The organism is Lactiplantibacillus sp. 7.2.4 (genome assembly GCF_018991185.1).
In the GTDB taxonomy this organism is placed as follows: Bacteria; Bacillota; Bacilli; order Lactobacillales; family Lactobacillaceae; genus Lactiplantibacillus; species Lactiplantibacillus pentosus.
Genome location: NZ_JAGYGS010000009.1, coordinates 1 through 15922, shown reverse-complemented (window position 1 = coordinate 15922; position 15922 = coordinate 1). Strand labels below are relative to the sequence as shown.

General features: G+C 47.5%; 16 protein-coding genes and 2 pseudogenes. 7 read left to right on the top strand and 11 right to left on the bottom strand.

Annotated elements, in window-relative coordinates; all coding sequences use genetic code 11:
* Positions 1 to 74: 74 nt before the first annotated feature.
* The 3 genes from KGF70_RS04770 to KGF70_RS04760 all read right to left on the bottom strand — a co-directional run bounded on the left by KGF70_RS04770 (position 75) and on the right by KGF70_RS04760 (position 1336).
* Positions 75 to 509, bottom strand: coding sequence for a pyridoxamine 5'-phosphate oxidase (locus KGF70_RS04770; RefSeq protein WP_105920180.1), 435 nt, complete (start codon positions 507 to 509; stop codon positions 75 to 77).
* Positions 510 to 598: 89 nt separating this feature from the next.
* The gene (locus KGF70_RS04765; RefSeq protein WP_152704958.1) at positions 599 to 799 is read right to left on the bottom strand and encodes a hypothetical protein; all 201 of its coding nucleotides are present in this window, start codon (positions 797 to 799) and stop codon (positions 599 to 601) included.
* Between the two features lie 51 nt (positions 800 to 850).
* Positions 851 to 1336, bottom strand: a complete 486-nt coding sequence (locus tag KGF70_RS04760; RefSeq protein WP_181186311.1) for a hypothetical protein — start codon at positions 1334 to 1336, stop codon at positions 851 to 853.
* A gap of 188 nt (positions 1337 to 1524) precedes the next feature.
* On the opposite strand from KGF70_RS04760, the gene yaaA reads away from it, so the two are divergent.
* Positions 1525 to 2271, top strand: a complete 747-nt coding sequence (yaaA, locus tag KGF70_RS04755; protein WP_216767860.1) for a peroxide stress protein YaaA — start codon at positions 1525 to 1527, stop codon at positions 2269 to 2271.
* 125 nt (positions 2272 to 2396) lie between these two features.
* Here yaaA and pepI read toward each other — a convergent pair whose 3' ends face one another.
* Positions 2397 to 3281 carry a proline iminopeptidase gene (gene pepI, locus KGF70_RS04750; protein WP_216767824.1) on the bottom strand — a complete coding sequence of 295 codons (885 nt, stop codon included), beginning with the start codon at positions 3279 to 3281 and terminating at the stop codon, positions 2397 to 2399.
* A 137-nt stretch (positions 3282 to 3418) separates the two neighbouring features.
* Here pepI and KGF70_RS04745 point away from each other — a divergent pair, with 137 nt between their 5' ends.
* Both KGF70_RS04745 and KGF70_RS04740 read left to right on the top strand, forming a co-directional pair.
* The gene (locus KGF70_RS04745; RefSeq protein ID WP_162985045.1) at positions 3419 to 3574 is read left to right on the top strand and encodes a hypothetical protein; all 156 of its coding nucleotides are present in this window, start codon (positions 3419 to 3421) and stop codon (positions 3572 to 3574) included.
* 254 nt (positions 3575 to 3828) lie between these two features.
* Positions 3829 to 5157, top strand: coding sequence for an MATE family efflux transporter (locus KGF70_RS04740; RefSeq protein ID WP_216767823.1), 1329 nt, complete (start codon positions 3829 to 3831; stop codon positions 5155 to 5157).
* A gap of 100 nt (positions 5158 to 5257) precedes the next feature.
* On the opposite strand, the gene KGF70_RS04735 is transcribed toward KGF70_RS04740, so the two are convergent.
* Complete coding sequence (locus KGF70_RS04735; RefSeq protein WP_050338000.1) at positions 5258 to 5584, bottom strand: helix-turn-helix transcriptional regulator; 327 nt, start codon at positions 5582 to 5584, stop codon at positions 5258 to 5260.
* A 177-nt stretch (positions 5585 to 5761) separates the two neighbouring features.
* Here KGF70_RS04735 and KGF70_RS04730 point away from each other — a divergent pair, with 177 nt between their 5' ends.
* Both KGF70_RS04730 and KGF70_RS04725 read left to right on the top strand, forming a co-directional pair.
* Positions 5762 to 6787, top strand: a complete 1026-nt coding sequence (locus KGF70_RS04730; protein ID WP_216767822.1) for an NADP-dependent oxidoreductase — start codon at positions 5762 to 5764, stop codon at positions 6785 to 6787.
* A gap of 18 nt (positions 6788 to 6805) precedes the next feature.
* Complete coding sequence (locus tag KGF70_RS04725) at positions 6806 to 7483, top strand: type 1 glutamine amidotransferase domain-containing protein (protein ID WP_216767821.1); 678 nt, start codon at positions 6806 to 6808, stop codon at positions 7481 to 7483.
* A gap of 53 nt (positions 7484 to 7536) precedes the next feature.
* Here KGF70_RS04725 and KGF70_RS04720 read toward each other — a convergent pair whose 3' ends face one another.
* From KGF70_RS04720 to KGF70_RS04700, 6 genes and pseudogenes are all read right to left on the bottom strand, one after another.
* Positions 7537 to 8034 carry a GNAT family N-acetyltransferase gene (locus KGF70_RS04720; protein WP_216767820.1) on the bottom strand — a complete coding sequence of 166 codons (498 nt, stop codon included), beginning with the start codon at positions 8032 to 8034 and terminating at the stop codon, positions 7537 to 7539.
* Positions 8035 to 8210: 176 nt separating this feature from the next.
* Positions 8211 to 8372 (bottom strand): annotated as a pseudogene (locus KGF70_RS17745) (EamA/RhaT family transporter); the annotation flags it as partial.
* The gene (locus tag KGF70_RS04715; RefSeq protein ID WP_050338004.1) at positions 8369 to 9739 is read right to left on the bottom strand and encodes a dTMP kinase; all 1371 of its coding nucleotides are present in this window, start codon (positions 9737 to 9739) and stop codon (positions 8369 to 8371) included. The pseudogene KGF70_RS17745 and the gene KGF70_RS04715, both read right to left, overlap by 4 nt.
* A 47-nt stretch (positions 9740 to 9786) precedes the next feature.
* Complete coding sequence (locus tag KGF70_RS04710) at positions 9787 to 10671, bottom strand: DMT family transporter (RefSeq protein ID WP_105922064.1); 885 nt, start codon at positions 10669 to 10671, stop codon at positions 9787 to 9789.
* Positions 10672 to 10837: 166 nt separating this feature from the next.
* Positions 10838 to 12830, bottom strand: a pseudogene (locus KGF70_RS04705) (GTP-binding protein).
* A gap of 295 nt (positions 12831 to 13125) precedes the next feature.
* On the bottom strand, positions 13126 to 13791 hold the full coding sequence (locus tag KGF70_RS04700; RefSeq protein ID WP_105922061.1) for a type 1 glutamine amidotransferase: 666 nt from the start codon (positions 13789 to 13791) through the stop codon (positions 13126 to 13128).
* A gap of 145 nt (positions 13792 to 13936) precedes the next feature.
* On the opposite strand from KGF70_RS04700, the gene KGF70_RS04695 reads away from it, so the two are divergent.
* Together KGF70_RS04695 and KGF70_RS04690 are read left to right on the top strand one after the other, a co-directional pair.
* Complete coding sequence (locus KGF70_RS04695) at positions 13937 to 14386, top strand: ASCH domain-containing protein (protein ID WP_216767819.1); 450 nt, start codon at positions 13937 to 13939, stop codon at positions 14384 to 14386.
* A gap of 77 nt (positions 14387 to 14463) precedes the next feature.
* Positions 14464 to 15888, top strand: coding sequence for a 4-hydroxyphenylacetate 3-hydroxylase N-terminal domain-containing protein (locus tag KGF70_RS04690; protein WP_216767818.1), 1425 nt, complete (start codon positions 14464 to 14466; stop codon positions 15886 to 15888).
* Positions 15889 to 15922 lie beyond the last annotated feature (34 nt).

Below are 15922 nucleotides of genomic sequence, written 5' to 3'. Positions count from 1 at the left end.
AAAGCTTGTATTATTTCAACAATCAATTTGGCAGGGACCAGCACGCTTAAAGCGACTGTTCTTCTATACTTAGTCTAGTCAAACTGTAACGTTTGTTTTTTGCCACCCACGCCGGCATCGACGAACAGTGTGGATAATTTCAATTCGAAGACGACCAAGGTTGATCCAATGGCATCCCATACTTGTTGATAGTTCGGAATCGTTTTTAAATATTGTGGGAGTAACTCATCCATGGTCTTAGTGGACCGTTGTAACTTGACGTGTTGCGCGCGTAAATAAGGGTTCCCGGGCGTCCCGTCATTAGGAATCGTGATAAAGGCAATATCTGGGTTCTGATCATAGACCTTTAAGGCCGGACTCGTCTTAACCGATGAAAAATATAACGTATCCGGCTGATCTGCATACCACACAAAGTTGACGATTTTAACGTCGGCTTCGCTATTAACTGCCGTACTAAGCGCAATCTTATTCGTCGTTTGCGCAACTTGCTTTAAAAGTGCTAAATCCATGATGTCAAACCCCTTTTAGTCTTTAATGTGATTCAACTAATTATAACGCAACCAGGTGCAATTAGGGAACATAAGTTTGCATTCATCAGTTACTGTAACCAATTTCCAATCAGTTGCTCATAATCGCCAATCAACTGTTCCTGTTCGACGAAGCGTTCTAAGACGTGAATCGTGTTGGCTTCGTCTTGAAAAGGCGCAGGTTCTAACGTTACCGCACGCGTTCGACTCGGGGAAATTTTACCGTACAGACTCAACCACTCGACAACTTGTTGCGGCGTCTGAATGGTCAATAACTGTTCCGCTGTCGTGTGTTTTAAGTTTGAGAAAAATTGGGCGGCAATTCAGATGCCCGTGCTCGTCAAATCAGCTTGCGGTGCGTTCAAAGTATGCACATAATCGCAGAATTCATTGATGCGCGTAATATTGGCAGTGACCGTACTTTCAGCTTCGACCACTTTTTGCATCATGGATAAATATTCAATCCCACTGCTCGTAATCCGATAAACATACGATTGTTGCATATGAAAGCCACCGTTACGCATCGGCATTCGAACATTCCGGGGGGCCACATCCACTAACCGCGCGTCCTCACTCACGACGCGCAGCACTTCTTTCAAAACCGCATCGCTCAGTGGTCGCTCATCTGCTTCTAAGTAATTGCGGTTATACTTATCTAATAAGAAATTAAGTGTCAGCGCCGTCCCACTACCCCCATCGTGGTATAAAATCGTTAAGACGTTCCACCCAGCCAGTGGGTGATTCTTGTTGCGCCCTAACACGCTCGCCTTCAGCAGTCGCTTCAATGGTTTTGAAATTTTAACGGCCACACCAATTCCTCCTTTCACCAATGCTTCATTAGCCTTAGTATAAAGCGGTAGGCCCGTCTATCGTGAAAACGAATCAGACGACTCGTCTGCCATTGTCAGAACTTCAGGTCTATATTAAGCTATTACGTAAAAGTGACCTCGTTTCCATTAAATTAATGGCATTATTTTTGATTGAAAGTAGTGATTTCGTGAAAATTATCATCGCTCCAGCTAAAAAAATGATTGTCGATCAAGACGCTTTTCCATCGCTCACGACCCCGGTCTATCTCGGCCAAGCACAACAATTACTGACACGGTTGCGGCAATTGAGTTACCCCGAGGCCAAGCAATTGTGGCATTGTAGCGACAAGCTCGCGCAACCCAACTATGATTGGCTGCAAAAAGTTGACCTAACACAACAGTTAACTCCCGCTGTTTTGAGTTACAGGGGGATTCAGTATCAATACATGGCACCAGACATCTTTACCCAACCAGCCCTGGACTATCTCCAGGATCACTTACGTATTTTGTCAGGCTTTTATGGTATTCTGCGCCCCTTCGATGGTATCGTCCCGTATCGGCTAGAGATGCAGGCTCGGCTTAAGATTGGTGCTTACAAGGATCTCTATCATTTCTGGCATGACCAACTCTATCAGGCTTTGACTCCCCAGCCAGAGCCAATCATCAACTTGGCCTCGCAGGAGTATACGAAAGCGATTCGACCATACCTGGTGCCTGGGCAACCGATGATTGACATCGTCTTCGCCAGTCGCGTTAATGGTCAGTTGAAGACCAAGGCCACCTTAGCGAAGATGGCTCGTGGCGCCATGGTTCGGTTCCTCGCAGAGCATCAAGTGACCGACATGGCGGCCATCACCCAGTTTGATCATCCCGATTACCAATTTGACCCTGAAGCATCCACTGACCAGCAATTTGTCTTTGTCTATCAACACTAGTCAGGCCAAAAAGATTGCCTCAATAACCTTTATAAGCGTCGATGCAGCTCAAAAAGGCACCCTATCAGCTAGGATGCCGTTTTTTCGTGCAAGTATTTCCCGGGAAATATTACCCCAGAATTCCGTTAATCGTGTGCGGCCAGCCAGTGTTGCAGACGAGCAAAGTAGACCGTTGGCTCATCAATAAACGCCATATGCCGGCTGTGGGTGAACAACGTCCACGTCGCATTCGGCAACTGGTCGACCATCGTCTTGGCAATCAGGGGCGTACACAAATCGTCCGTCCCACTGGTGACTAGCGTAGGCACTTGTAACTGACGCAGCTTGTCTGTGTAATCGTAGTCGGCGAGCGTGCCGGTCGGGCAATACTCGTTTGGTCCCCAGGCCACCTGATAGGCTTGCGTCCCCGTTCGTTTAGGTCGCTGCAAGAATTCCGGGTCAGCGGCCGTGACTGGACCACTCGCATGCTGGGTCATAAAGTGTTGATTGGCTGCCTGATATGCCGCCCCTGTGAAATCATGGTGCTGCTCCGCTTCTGCAATTGCCGTTTGCTCCGACGTCGGCATCAATCGAATCATTCGATGCTGTTCTTGTGCCCATAATCGAGCAGATGACAAGGTGCTCGCTAGAATCAGGCTTTTAAGGCCTTGGGGCTGATAATCACAACTATAGATAATCGCGAGCATTCCGCCCCACGATTGGCCGAGCAGATGAATAGCCGGCAAATCTAACGCTGTGCGTACAGTCTGTAATTCCGCCACCCAAGTACTTGCTTGCCACAGTTCTGGCTTATCTGGCATCGACGAGCGACCACACCCCAACTGGTCATACATGATAATTGGTCGGCCTGTCTGACGTGATAATTCATCAAAACTTTCAAAATAATTATGGGTTAAGCCCGGGCCACCATGTAACAATAAGAGTGGTGTCAACTCAGACTGGCGGTCCCCCACGATCCGATAATAAGTCTGATACCCTCGGAACGGTAAATAACCTTCCGTAATTTTCAAATAATCGCCCACTTTCAGGTTTTTAACGCTTCATTTTATAAAAGTGAAAATATTAATTTTATTCTAATACAACTCAAAGGACAATGGCGATGTAAGCGCTACAATAGATGTGCAGAAATAATCAGAAACGGGTGACTATGATGGTATTAAGTATTATTACAGTTTTAGGAATGGGATTAATTGCAGCGACTGGTGCGCACTTTGTTCACGGCGCTCAAGCCATGCATGCTGGTACGGTCGGCCATCATACCGGTCAAATGCCAGTCAACCTGCATCAGATCGACCTTCGTTAATCCAGTAATTAATCTAACCAATTATGGTGGTATTGCACGCTGAACAGCCGTGCAATACCTTTTTTTGTCTCGCCAGCAGCGCAACTTTGACTGCAACAATTCAGTGCAGCAATCACAACCACGACCCGCTACCATGCAAAATTCCTTGAGCCCCTTGACACCCAAGCGTATCATGAAAATAATGACTATTTTTCTGTCCGTCTCGTCACACCTTCTACGACCGACAGTTCAGATTAAGGAGTGACCTTATTTTTATGAATGATTTATTCGAAAAGGCACCGATTCCTAAAGCCTACTTTCATCTAGCTTTACCCGTGGTGTTAGGAATGGTTGCCAGTATGATTTACAACTTGGCTGACACCTTCTTCGTTGCTCAGACTGGTAACGCTGATTTAGTCGCCGGGATTGCGCTCGGCAGCCCCCTGTTTTCATTTATGCTAGCAATTGGCGATATTTTTGGTCTCGGTGGCAGTGCCGTGATTTCACGAGCGCTGGGGAAACATCATTATGAGCAAAGTGCGCGTATCAGTAGTTTTTGTTTTTATATCGCGATTGCCCTCAGCCTCGTGATTACTGCGTTACTATTGGTCTTTGAGCAGCCCATTCTTGGGTTATTGGGCGCGACTGCCGCCACGCGGCCCTATATCTCAGATTTCTATCGCATCTTAGTATTGGGGTCAACGTTCATCATCGTCTCACTGGTTCCCGGCAATATTATTCGGACTGAAGGCTTGGCGCAACTATCGATGATTGCGACGATCAGCGGGACAGTTTTGACAATCATCCTTGATCCCCTCTTCCTATTTGGCTTTCACTGGGGTGCTTCGGGGGTTGCTTTTGCGAACGTCTTGGGCTACGCCGTGAATACTGGACTGCTGGTGCTCTTTATGCGCCGGACGAAGACCTTGTCACTGGCACCAAAACTCGCACACGTTTCGCGGCCAGACTTTAAGGCCGTGGTCGCGGTCGGAATTCCCGCCTCATTGACCAATCTAACGCAGAGTTTTGGGATGATGATTTTAAACAGTTACTTGGCTGCTTATGGCGCCCAAGCCGTGGCCGCGATGGGAATCGTTCAAAAAATCTACATGGTCGTCATGATGGTGATGGTTGGCTTTGCCTTTGGTGCTCAGCCCCTCATCGGCTACACGTACGGTGCCAAAAATTGGGACCGCCTGCGAGCGACACTCCGGTTTGACTTAAAAATTGAAGGCGGCTATGCTTCGATTTGTGCCATTATTTTGATGTTATTTGCCCCACAGCTGATTAAATTATTTATGAATCAAGCCGCAATCATCAGTATGGGAACTCATATGCTCCGGGCGATGCTACTGACGACACCATTGGTCGGCTTCATTCTAGTCTTCACGACGGTCTTCCAATCAATTGGTGTGGCTATGAGTGCGTTGACGATGGCCCTTTCTCGTCAGGCGGTCTTGCTGGGACTAGCCATCGTGATCCTGGCCCAGTTATTCGGGTTAACCGGGATCATCTGGGCACAACCCGTTGCCGATGTCCTAACTTGCTTAATTGGTTGGGCCCTTTACCACCAGGCGTTCAAAGCCATTCGGACGGCAGCTTAGTCAAAATTTCTTAGCAAACACCTTTCATCATACAAAAACACCTGCGCAAGAAGACGCCCACCAGGGGGCCATTTCTTGCGCAGGTGTTTTTCGTGTTGCGTTAGTTGTTTTGTGGGGATTGCTGACTGGCAATATCAGCCTCTAAGGAAGCGGTCAGCTCCCGCAGTAATTTTAATGTTGGCCCCATATTTGCACGATAATACCGCTCAGTTCCAGTCTGGTTCACTGCCACGATACCCGCGTCCAGCATTAATTTCAAATGATGCGAGACAGCTGGTCGTGACAAGGCCACTTGCGCCGTAATCTGATTGACCGTCATCTGGTCAGTCCGGCATAGCATCACGAGAATTTGTTGGCGATGTGTATCTTGTAAAATGGTGAAAATTGGCACTCCTGCTTTGAAAATTGCCATCGTTTGTTCTGCCATCTACTCACGTCCTTTAATGATAAAAGCTGGCTTACTCGTTCGTATTCTTAAACCATTTAACACTTGCAAACGACGAAAGTCAAACAATAATTGTTGACTTTTAGTAAGCGACGGTCTAAAATCAGCACCATGATTTGTTCAAGATGTTAAACGCTTGAACGGATACGGAGGAATCTTATGAAGGCAGCACAGATTAACCATTACAAACAAGCCACTCTGACACTTACAGACACGCCAGTTCCTGTCGTTGGCGCCCACGACGTCCTCGTCAAAATTATGGCCGCGAGCATTAATCCGCTCGATTTAAAAATCATGGCCGGTGGTATCCGACCCCTGCTCAAATATCACATGCCGTTAACGTTGGGTAATGATTTTGCCGGCATTATTACTGAAGTTGGTGCTCAAGTCACGGCTTTCAAAGTTGGTGATGCAGTCTATGGCCGTGCCCCTAAGGACCGTATTGGCACCTTCGCTGAGTTTATCGCGATCGACCATACTGCCATTGCTTTCAAGCCACAGAACCTGACTTTCACCGAGGCCGCCGCAATTCCACTAGTTGGTCTCACGAGCTACCAAGCGTTACACGATATCATGCAGCTTCAGCCTGGTCAAAAAGTCTTTATTCCTGGTGGTTCAGGTGGTATCGGTAGTCTGGCGATTCAGCTGGCAAAACACTTCGGCGCATTCGTTGCTACAACCACTAGCCCGCAGCATTTCGACCTCGTCCGGTCCTTAGGTGCCGACAAAATTATCGATTATCATCAGCAAAATTTTGCGGACGTATTAACTGATTACGATGCAGTCCTCGATACTCGGGGTGGTCAGGACTTACAAGCAGCTTTCAAAATCATTAAACCGGGCGGCCACGTTGTCAGTATCGCCGGCTTACCTAACGCTCGGTTTGGCAAATCTTACGGTGTGCCTGTCTGGAAACAATGGTTGTTTGCCCTCGCGACCCGGCCCCTCAGTCGGTTAGAAAAGCAAACGCATGCGACCTATGATTTCTTGTTTATGCATCCGAGTGGTCAGCAGTTGACCATTCTAAGCGAACTACTGGCGCAAGGCACACTGCGACCAATTATCGACCGCGTGATGCCACTTGATCAAATTAATGACGCGTTACAATATTCGCATTCCGGCCACGCGACTGGCAAAATTGTCATTGAAGTTGCAACGATTTCAGCTGACCAGAATGCGCACTAATTTTAGGAGTGATGAACAATGAAAAAAGTGCTGATCGTCGAAACTAACGTCATGCGTTACCAAGGTACCAACGACCCCACCGGTTTATGGTTGGGCGAAGCAGCAGAGTTTGTCGATGAAATGCAGCGAGCTCACATTGCCGTGGATTACGTCAGTCCGAAGGGTGGCTTCGTGCCACTAGATCCACGCAGCATGAAGTACACGGACGCCGCAACCATGGCGATTTACGAAAACCCTGATTTTATCGACTGCGCCCTGAGCCATACCTTGACGCCCAGTCAGATCAAGCCTGAGGATTACGCCGCCATTTATTATACCGGCGGCCATGGCGTCATGTGGGATTTTCCAGATAATCCTGAATTGCAGGCCATTGCCAGTGCCATTTATCAGCACGGCGGCTATGTCACTTCCGTCTGCCATGGGATTGCTGGCCTGTTCAACATCAAGGACGCAAACGGGCAATTCCTGATTGCGGGCAAGACAATTACCGGCTTTACTGCCACTGAAGAGCGTCTCGCCGGCAAAAAACGGGTCGTGCCCTTCCTTAATCGCGACCAAGCAACCGCGCACGGCGCCACGTTTAGCCAACACCGTTTTTACAGTGAATATGCCGTCACTGATGGTCGACTGATTACGGGCCAAAATCCATTTTCAGTCCGCGCCGTTGCGACACAATTAATTACTAAGCTCGCTTAAAAGATGAGCAATCCACCAAGTATGCCGAATACCGACACACTTGAACGGACCGCTCATCTTTTAAATGACATGATAAAAATTCGTTCATGCAGCGTCCCAAAAGGCGCCTGATCGACATATTGACGACCAGTATCACGGAACCCATGTTGACGATAAAACTGTTGCGCAGTGTCATTGTTAGCCAAGACCAATAGATAGATTTGCAAAAAATCAGCACGCAACTGTTGCAGAGCCGTCGTGATTAATTGGTGCCCCACCCCATCATGCTGATACGCTGGGCGCACGTATAACGAATACAGCTCGCCCCACCCTGCATATGCCGCATTGCGGGCTGGGCCATATGTACAGACATCGATGATTTCACCGGCAGCCGTTACCGCCAGTAACATATCGCGCCAATGTCGTTCAGGACGCCAGATAGCGGGTGTGAGTTGCTTAAGGGCCGCTTCAGGAATTAAGTCGCGATAGGCTGATAACCAAGTCTCGTAATAGACCTTTCGAATCGACGCAAAATCACTGTCCGCTCGCGCTGGTTCAATATGATAAGTCATTTTGCTCGCCACCTTTCAAGTTGGTCCTAGATTACCCGAAGTGTGTCGTTGAGGCAACTAATAAGTGGTTACATTGAGTAATGGGATGATTTTTTAGGAATGTTTCACGTGAAACATTACCAAAAGCCACCAACGGGTTCAACCTCGCTGGTGGCTTTGTGCGTAACTATCAAGTTTTAGCGTATCTGCCGTCGATTCAACACATTCGGTAAAATGACAGCCGTAATGATGACAACAACTCCTATCATCTGAACCCAGTCACCGGTTTACACAAGTGCCACGACAATCGAAGCTGGCAATTCCAACAAAGAAAGAATTAACTAAACTCCAGTATCTATCCCTTAACCTTCATAACTTCCTCGACCAAGCTGTCAGTTCTATTATGAGACCCAATCAGCCACAGGGCCTTATCGACAATCGTCCAATCCAATCTGTTCCTATTGCATGCAGACAAGAGTTCCTTCTGAGCTGGTAAAACGTAATCATAATAATCAAAGTTTTCAGACTTCGGTACAGAAAACACACCAGTTTTAAAAAGGATCCTGGAATCATGTATATCTACTGGGACTAAGACGGCTTCCATGTTTTTCAAAGCTGGATTAAACTTTAACCCATGAATTGCCCGCACTAACATCCCGCTGATTTTCGGCCCATAGCCCCTTAACTTCTGAATGCTTTTCAGCAGAACATAGGCATCATCGGTACTGGTAAACAAATTAATTGGCTCACCTTCGTAATTCTGCATGATGAAGCTGGTATTTTCTATCCACGAACGCAGTAACGCGTTGGGGTATCTGGCACCTAATTTTTTAACAATCGCATTAAAAATATCGTCTTCACTTAAGTTGATGATCGTTCTTGGGTCAAAGTATTCTGGGTGAGTTTCATACAATCGTTTCGCTTTCTCATACATACTATTGGATTTCAGCCCATGATCGTTGCAAGCAATGTAGTACAAAAAGCGCGCGTGATATTTTGACCCCTTCGCTACACCCTTGGGGACTTGATTCCCAATCAAATTAGCCTGAACGCTTAGAAAAAAGGGATCGTTATAATACTGCTTATTTAATAATTTGACTAACACATCCGCTCGCTCATGGTCAATTTTCAATGCGCTATTTTTATGAAACTCAAAGGCCTGCAGAATACTATTCACGACCTCATATACCTGCTCGATTGGTTGAGAAGCATCAACTCTTACATATGTCGAATCTGTTTGAACTTTATTTTCATAAAACTTATTCATACTACGAAGAAATTCGATGGTAGCCGGTTTTCTACGATTTTTAGCTGTTGTGTCATCCAAAAACATCTGTTCATCTGTATGAAAGTAAAAAGTCAAATCGGGCTTCTTAAAGGGATTGTTAATTGCATGGGCTAAATCATGATTAACAATTCCTCCAGTGCTCTCTTCTGCATACCGATAAGCCAATACAGTGTCAACATAGCCGTCCCAAATGACTATTTTGTTCTGCTTGAGTGCCGGCAAGGTTTTATTATCGTAAGTCCAAACCTGATCTGCGGTAAAGACATCCGTCCCGGCTAAACCTGAATCCTTATGCGCTGGTGCTTGTTGTGAGTCGCCATCTAAAGGAGCGTTAAATGCTTTGCAAAATTCATATTGTGACGCCTTTTTCCTTTTCTTCAATAGCGCCAAGACAGCTGTCTTCTCCGCACCATCAATACCTTCAAATGCAACTAGCATCAAAATCACTCCCAATATTTTCATTTTGAGTTCGGTATTAGCCTAAATTACGGCCGAGCTCGGCGTCGATTCAACACATTCGGTAAAACAACAGCCGTAATGATGACAACAACTCCTACCATCTGAACCCAATCAACGGTTTCACCTAATAATACAAATGCCACGACAATCGAAGCTGGCAATTCCAACGAAGAAAGAATTGGCCCAATGCCCAGTTCCAAGTATGGCATGAATAGTGAATACATGACCAACGGGAAAACCATGGAAAAGAGTGCAATTAGCACACCCCAACCGACCGTTGCTGGCGTGGTTGGTGCGGTAATCAATTGCGGCGACCACAAGATGGCAATGAGTATGAAAGCACCCAAACACAGCAACCACGTTTTCGATAACGGGTCGAGGTTATTGCCTAAGCTAGCTGTGAACTGCATCGTACAAGCATATGAACAAGCGGCCAAGAAGCTAAGCAACAAGCCCCATGGTGAGAGTGCCTGCGTAATCGGAAACAGGCCAGCAGCTAAAATCGTGCCTAGCAATACCAAAACAATGCTGACTGTTTGTAGTCGTGAGGGGCGCCGATGATGAATGACTGCCCCTAGTAGCGTCGACAACCAGACTGCTTGCATCAGCATCACCGCAGCCACGGCAACTGGGATAAGTTTCAATGCCTGAATATAAAAGGTATTAGTAAACCCTGATGCCGTTCCTGCCGCAATCACTAGGCCAATTTGCTTCCAACTCGTTGCCTGGCCTTTTAAACGTGCGTGTCGAACTAATTGAATAACACCTAAGATAACGACTGCGCTAAGGAATGACCAGAACAGCAAGGGGCCATTAGCCACCCCTTCTCGCCGCGCAATTTTAAACAACGATGCCGGCACACCAAAACTAATCGCCCCGAGTCCAACGAAAATGGGCGCGATTTTCTTCACATTTATCATCCTCTCATTGACAAAAATATATTGAATATGTGTACGATGCCACTCGCAAATAAGCTTGGGTCGACATACTGAAAAGCTACCACAAGCGTCGTATTAACTATCACACCCACAATCCGACTTTTCATAGTTCCTATTTTGATAATAAATTAAAATGCACTTATTCTGTATCCGAATAAACATACGCCACATGCGCCATCTCCGGCACCTGATCCCAAGCCACCGGATAACCCCGCGCCGTGTGCGCAAAAGACGGAGTCAGGCGTGTTTTCCAAGTCTGCAGTTGGGACGTAGGATTCGTCCGCAATGACTTCATCAGCATTATGACACGGCCGATAGCCATCCACCACACACTCCAATTGGCCCTGACCATGCGTGTAGGCCCGCACCGTCTGCGAATAATCTTGCATCGCTGCGACTGGCGCCACGCCGGTAATCGTGGTCAATTCCGTGCCATCCGTTGCAACACTAGTATTTGCGACCGGTGCGTCGAACTGGCCGTTCATCCGTTGAATGTCCGTCATTGCCCGGCCTACTTGGTCTTGACCAACCTCTAATCGAAAACGATACCATGGCTCTAACAGCTGACAGGCACCTCGTTGCCGCAACATCATCAATCCCTGACGCAAAGCGCGCCACGTTGCTTCGCGGAAGTCGCCTCCGACTGAATGGACGATGCTAGCCCGACCGCTGATCAAGGTCACGTTGACATCAGTCAGTGGCGCCCCAACCAGTACGCCCCGTTGCGTCTTTGCCTGTAAGTTAGATAAGACTTGATGTTGCCAATTACGACCGAGGACTTCCAAGGAACAATCAGCAGCGAAGTGCAAGCCACTACCCCGGGGTGCCGGTTCCAGCAGCAAGTGCACCTCTGCATAGTGCCGCAATGGTTCAAAGTGGCCGACCCCTTCAACTGGTGCGGTAATTGTCTCTTGATACAAAATACTGCCAGTGCCAAACTGAACCGTTAGTTGAAACCGGTCCTTGAGCAACTGTTGCAACACCTCTAGTTGAATCGTGCCCATCACTTGTACCCGTAATTCTTGTAATGATTCCGACCAGGTGACGTGTAGTTGCGGGTCTTCATCCTCAAGTTGTCGTAGTGCCGTCAAACAAGCATGCAGGTCCTCGGACTGCGGATCGAGTGCGTACGTTAAGACCGGTTGCATCAACGGTTGTTGCCCATCCGCCGCAGCACCCAATCCCTGACCAGGATACGTCTTGATTAGCCCAGTAATCACACAGACCGCCCCCGCATTGACCACTGATTGGGTCTCATACTTGGTCCCGCTATAGATGCGCAGTTGATTGACCTTTTGCGCGCCCAGTACCACGTCTTTAGGATGCAACGCACCGCCAGTGACTCTGACCCAGGTTAGCCGTTCGCCCTGCTCATCATGCGTGATTTTGAACACCTGAGCGCCAAACTCAGCCGCAGCTGGTTTGGGCAATGTCCAGTGGTCCAACCCGGTCATGAGGTCATCGACACCCGTTAATCTCAAGGCCGCACCAAAGTAGCAGGGGAAAATCTCGCGGCGCTGAATCATGTGTCGAATCGTCTCATCATCAATCGTCCCCGTTTCAAGGTAATCGGCCAAAACGTCGTCATTTTGCATCGCAATGTCTTCCATTGCCGCATCTGGAACCGTCGGCAATTCAGTAGCCGTCGCATTGGCTTCAACCGTATTAAAGGCGACGCAACCAGGCGATAAGGTCTGTTGAACTTGCGCCATCAAGTGCGCCGCATCCGTTCCAGGCGCGTCCATCTTATTGATGAAAATGAAAGTCGGCACGTGATAGCTCGCTAATAATCGCCATAAAGTTCGCGTATAGCCTTGAACGCCATCGGTCGCTGAGATGACCAGAATTGCGTAATCCAAGACGGATAGGACTTGTTCGGTCTGTGTCGCAAAATCGACATGTCCCGGCGTATCTAGTAATGTCAAATCAAGATTATTATATTTTAAATTAGCTTGGTGCGAAAAAATCGTGATGCCCCGCTGTTTTTCAAGCGTGTCCGTATCCAAAAAGGCATCGCCATTATCCACACGCCCTAATTGCCGCAACGCTCCAGAACGGTAAAGTAGCGCTTCTGATAGGGTCGTTTTACCAGCGTCGACGTGGGCAATCATTCCCGCTACAATTTGTTTCATATTGGGCTCCCTCGTATTAGATGATTTATGCTTATGTTATTAGTATACCGGTTCTACAGACGTCGTGGACACTCAAAAGTCTCTGTAGCCAATTAGGTGACGTGAAATGCCAGCTTAAACGTCTAAAATTGGTAATTCGCCACATTTAAGCCGCAGTGTGCGAGCTTTCAACCACCGAATAGCAACCCTGAAAACGAAAAAGCAGGCTAGCTTCATTTAATTGTTCAGTTTCCTAAACAAATAGCCACCATTAAGACAAGATTTGCTTAATGGTGGCTATTCAACATCACAGTGCTTAAGCCGTGATGTAATCCAAAATAGTGTATAAAATGTCTTTGTTTTCGGGTGGAACTGGCGTTTGTAGGATTGTCTTCGCTGATTGGTCTAAAACTGAACCGGCGATATAGCGATAATCATTGACGACCATCTCACGCACATTGTCAGCTGCGGGTTCAAAATGAAACTGCAAGCCAACGACTCGATGATTCATGACAAAGCCTTGATTTCGGACGGCGTCACTGGAAAATAACAACGTTGCCCCGGCTGGGATTTCGAACATTTCCTCGTGCCAGTGTAAGACCGACATTGTCGCCGGAATACCTGGAATGACCGTACTTTGACGAGCAACCGGTGCCCAACCGACTTCCTTGGCTGGTGCCTTCGTGACCGGGTAGCCCAAGGTTTTCGAGATTTGTTGGGCACCATAACACGCCCCAAACATCGGGACATCCTGGTCCAGTAATTGTTGAATCAAGTCCCGTTCCTGTTTGATCCATGGCAGGTCATCGTTTGGACTCATCGGCCCACCCAGGATAACGAGCATTTCCGTCTCATCCGCCGTTGGGAGTACACCAAATTGGTACGGATGATAGACATACATTGTATGGCCGTGGGCGTGCGCCCAATCAGCAATCATTCCTGGCCCTTCATTTGGGGTGTGCTGCAGTACGTTAATTCGCATAACTGCTCCTTTCCACAACGGCAATGTTTGGTATGGGTATCGCCTGCAACTACCCAAGATAGCGTCATTATACCACGCCAGTTGCACAATCGATTAGGCATTATGCTAAACTTAGACTTAACTGAAACTAATCGGAGGTTCGCTTATGAACGCACAAACTTTTTTCGAACAAGCTAAAACCAGTTTAAACTTACCAGCCAGCACCACCTTACAGAGTGCCTACCAGTTCGGCAGCAACGCCGATACTCTGGCACACCTCGTCCTAACTGGCCGTAAAACCGCAACGACTAGCGCTTACGACCTGTACGAACCCGACGAACCACTCCCTCAAGTGGGTGCTTACGATGTCATTTTAGATGCGCATGATCAACCCGTCTGTGTGACACACACCGACCAAGTCACGATTACTCCTTACCGTGATGTCGACGCAACTCATGCCTACCTTGAAGGTGAAGGCGACCGCACTTATGATTACTGGCGCCGCGTCCATGACGACTTCTTTTCTCAGGAATACGCAAGTGAACATCAGACTTTTGACCCCCAAACTGCACAGATGGTCTTGGAACGGTTTCATGTGATTTATCCAGTGCAGTAAAATCACCGCCACCCACTAGTGAATTCGCTTCCATTCATGGTATATTGGAATTAATTTCATCAGGGGGGAATTCACACATGCATACTATTGAACAGCTCGACGATGGCCGCACGGTCTACTTAAATGGCAAACGGATCAATGTCGCTGAGGTGCCTATCTTTCGCAAAACCTTAGCGCTGAACAATCAATATTACGATTTACAGCGCACACATCCTGCAGTGCACACCTATCAGGAAAATGGCAAAAACTATGATATTGCGTTTAAGGTCCCGCGTACGGTTGATGATTTACGTCAAAAGCACCAAGCTTATCAAGAAATCGCTCAAAGTAACAGTGGCATGTTGGGACGCACACCGGATTTTCTCAATACTGGTATGGCAGTTCTTGCCGAACGGGCAGATTTTCTAGGCCATAATCAATATGCTGACTTTGCGGCCAATGCTCGAAATTACGCCAAATGGGTCAAAGCCAACGACATCTTTATCAGTCATGCCCTTCAAAATCCACAATTGAATCGGCAACGCGCCATCAACGCGATTCCATCTGGTTATGCCGGCGTTCATACAGTCGAACGTAATCAAGATGGCATCTTCGTTTCCGGTGCCAAGATGGTTAATACGATGGCGCCGATTGCAGATGATTTATTGATTTTTAATCCTCCAGAACTGTTGCTCGAACCAGGTGACACAAGTTATGCGGTCGCCTTTGCAACGCCTTTGAACAATCCAGGAGTCAAAATCATTTGTCGTAAGCTATTAGATCATCCAGGCTATACCACCGCTGACTATCCGCTAAGCAATCTGCTAGACGAAATTGACGCGTATATTATTTTCGACCATGCTTTCATTCCGTGGTCAAAAGTTTTTGTAGACAATAACGTCGAAATGAGTAACCGCTTCTTTATTGATTCCGGTATGTTTATTCATACCTCTCATCAAGATGAGGTGCGCGGTATTACAAAGTTAGAATTAGCAACCAGTCTCGCCATTCGGGTCGCTCACGCCTTAGGACTGGACGGCTTCCTTGGCGTTCAGGAAAAGCTCGGACGTTTAACGGCTAACCTTGAATTAATTAAAGGTACGATTACACGCTCAGAGGATCAGGGCCACTTAGATCAATTCGACATTTATACCCCTAGTCTTCAAGCACTACAAGCTGTTCGATCCACCTTACCGTCTTACTACGATCAAGCCCTCCGCGTCACACAGCACCTAGCAGCAGGCTCCATGGTTGGTACCCCCGGCTATGCAGAATTTGACGGCGATAACGCTACGATTCTAAAACAGGCGCTGACAACTGACCGGGCAACAGCCACAGAACGTACGCGCCTTTTGAACTTAGCATTTGATTTAACAAGTGCTGGCTTTGGGCAGCGTCAGCTAATGTATGAATACTATCACGGTGGGGATCCAATGCGCATTCGTTCCCAACACTATCAGCATGCCGATTTAACAGCCGGCAATCATATGCTCGATTCGTTGCTTGCAGAACATATCGATTGATAGCGTCCATTACCATCCAGCTAATCATGATTAA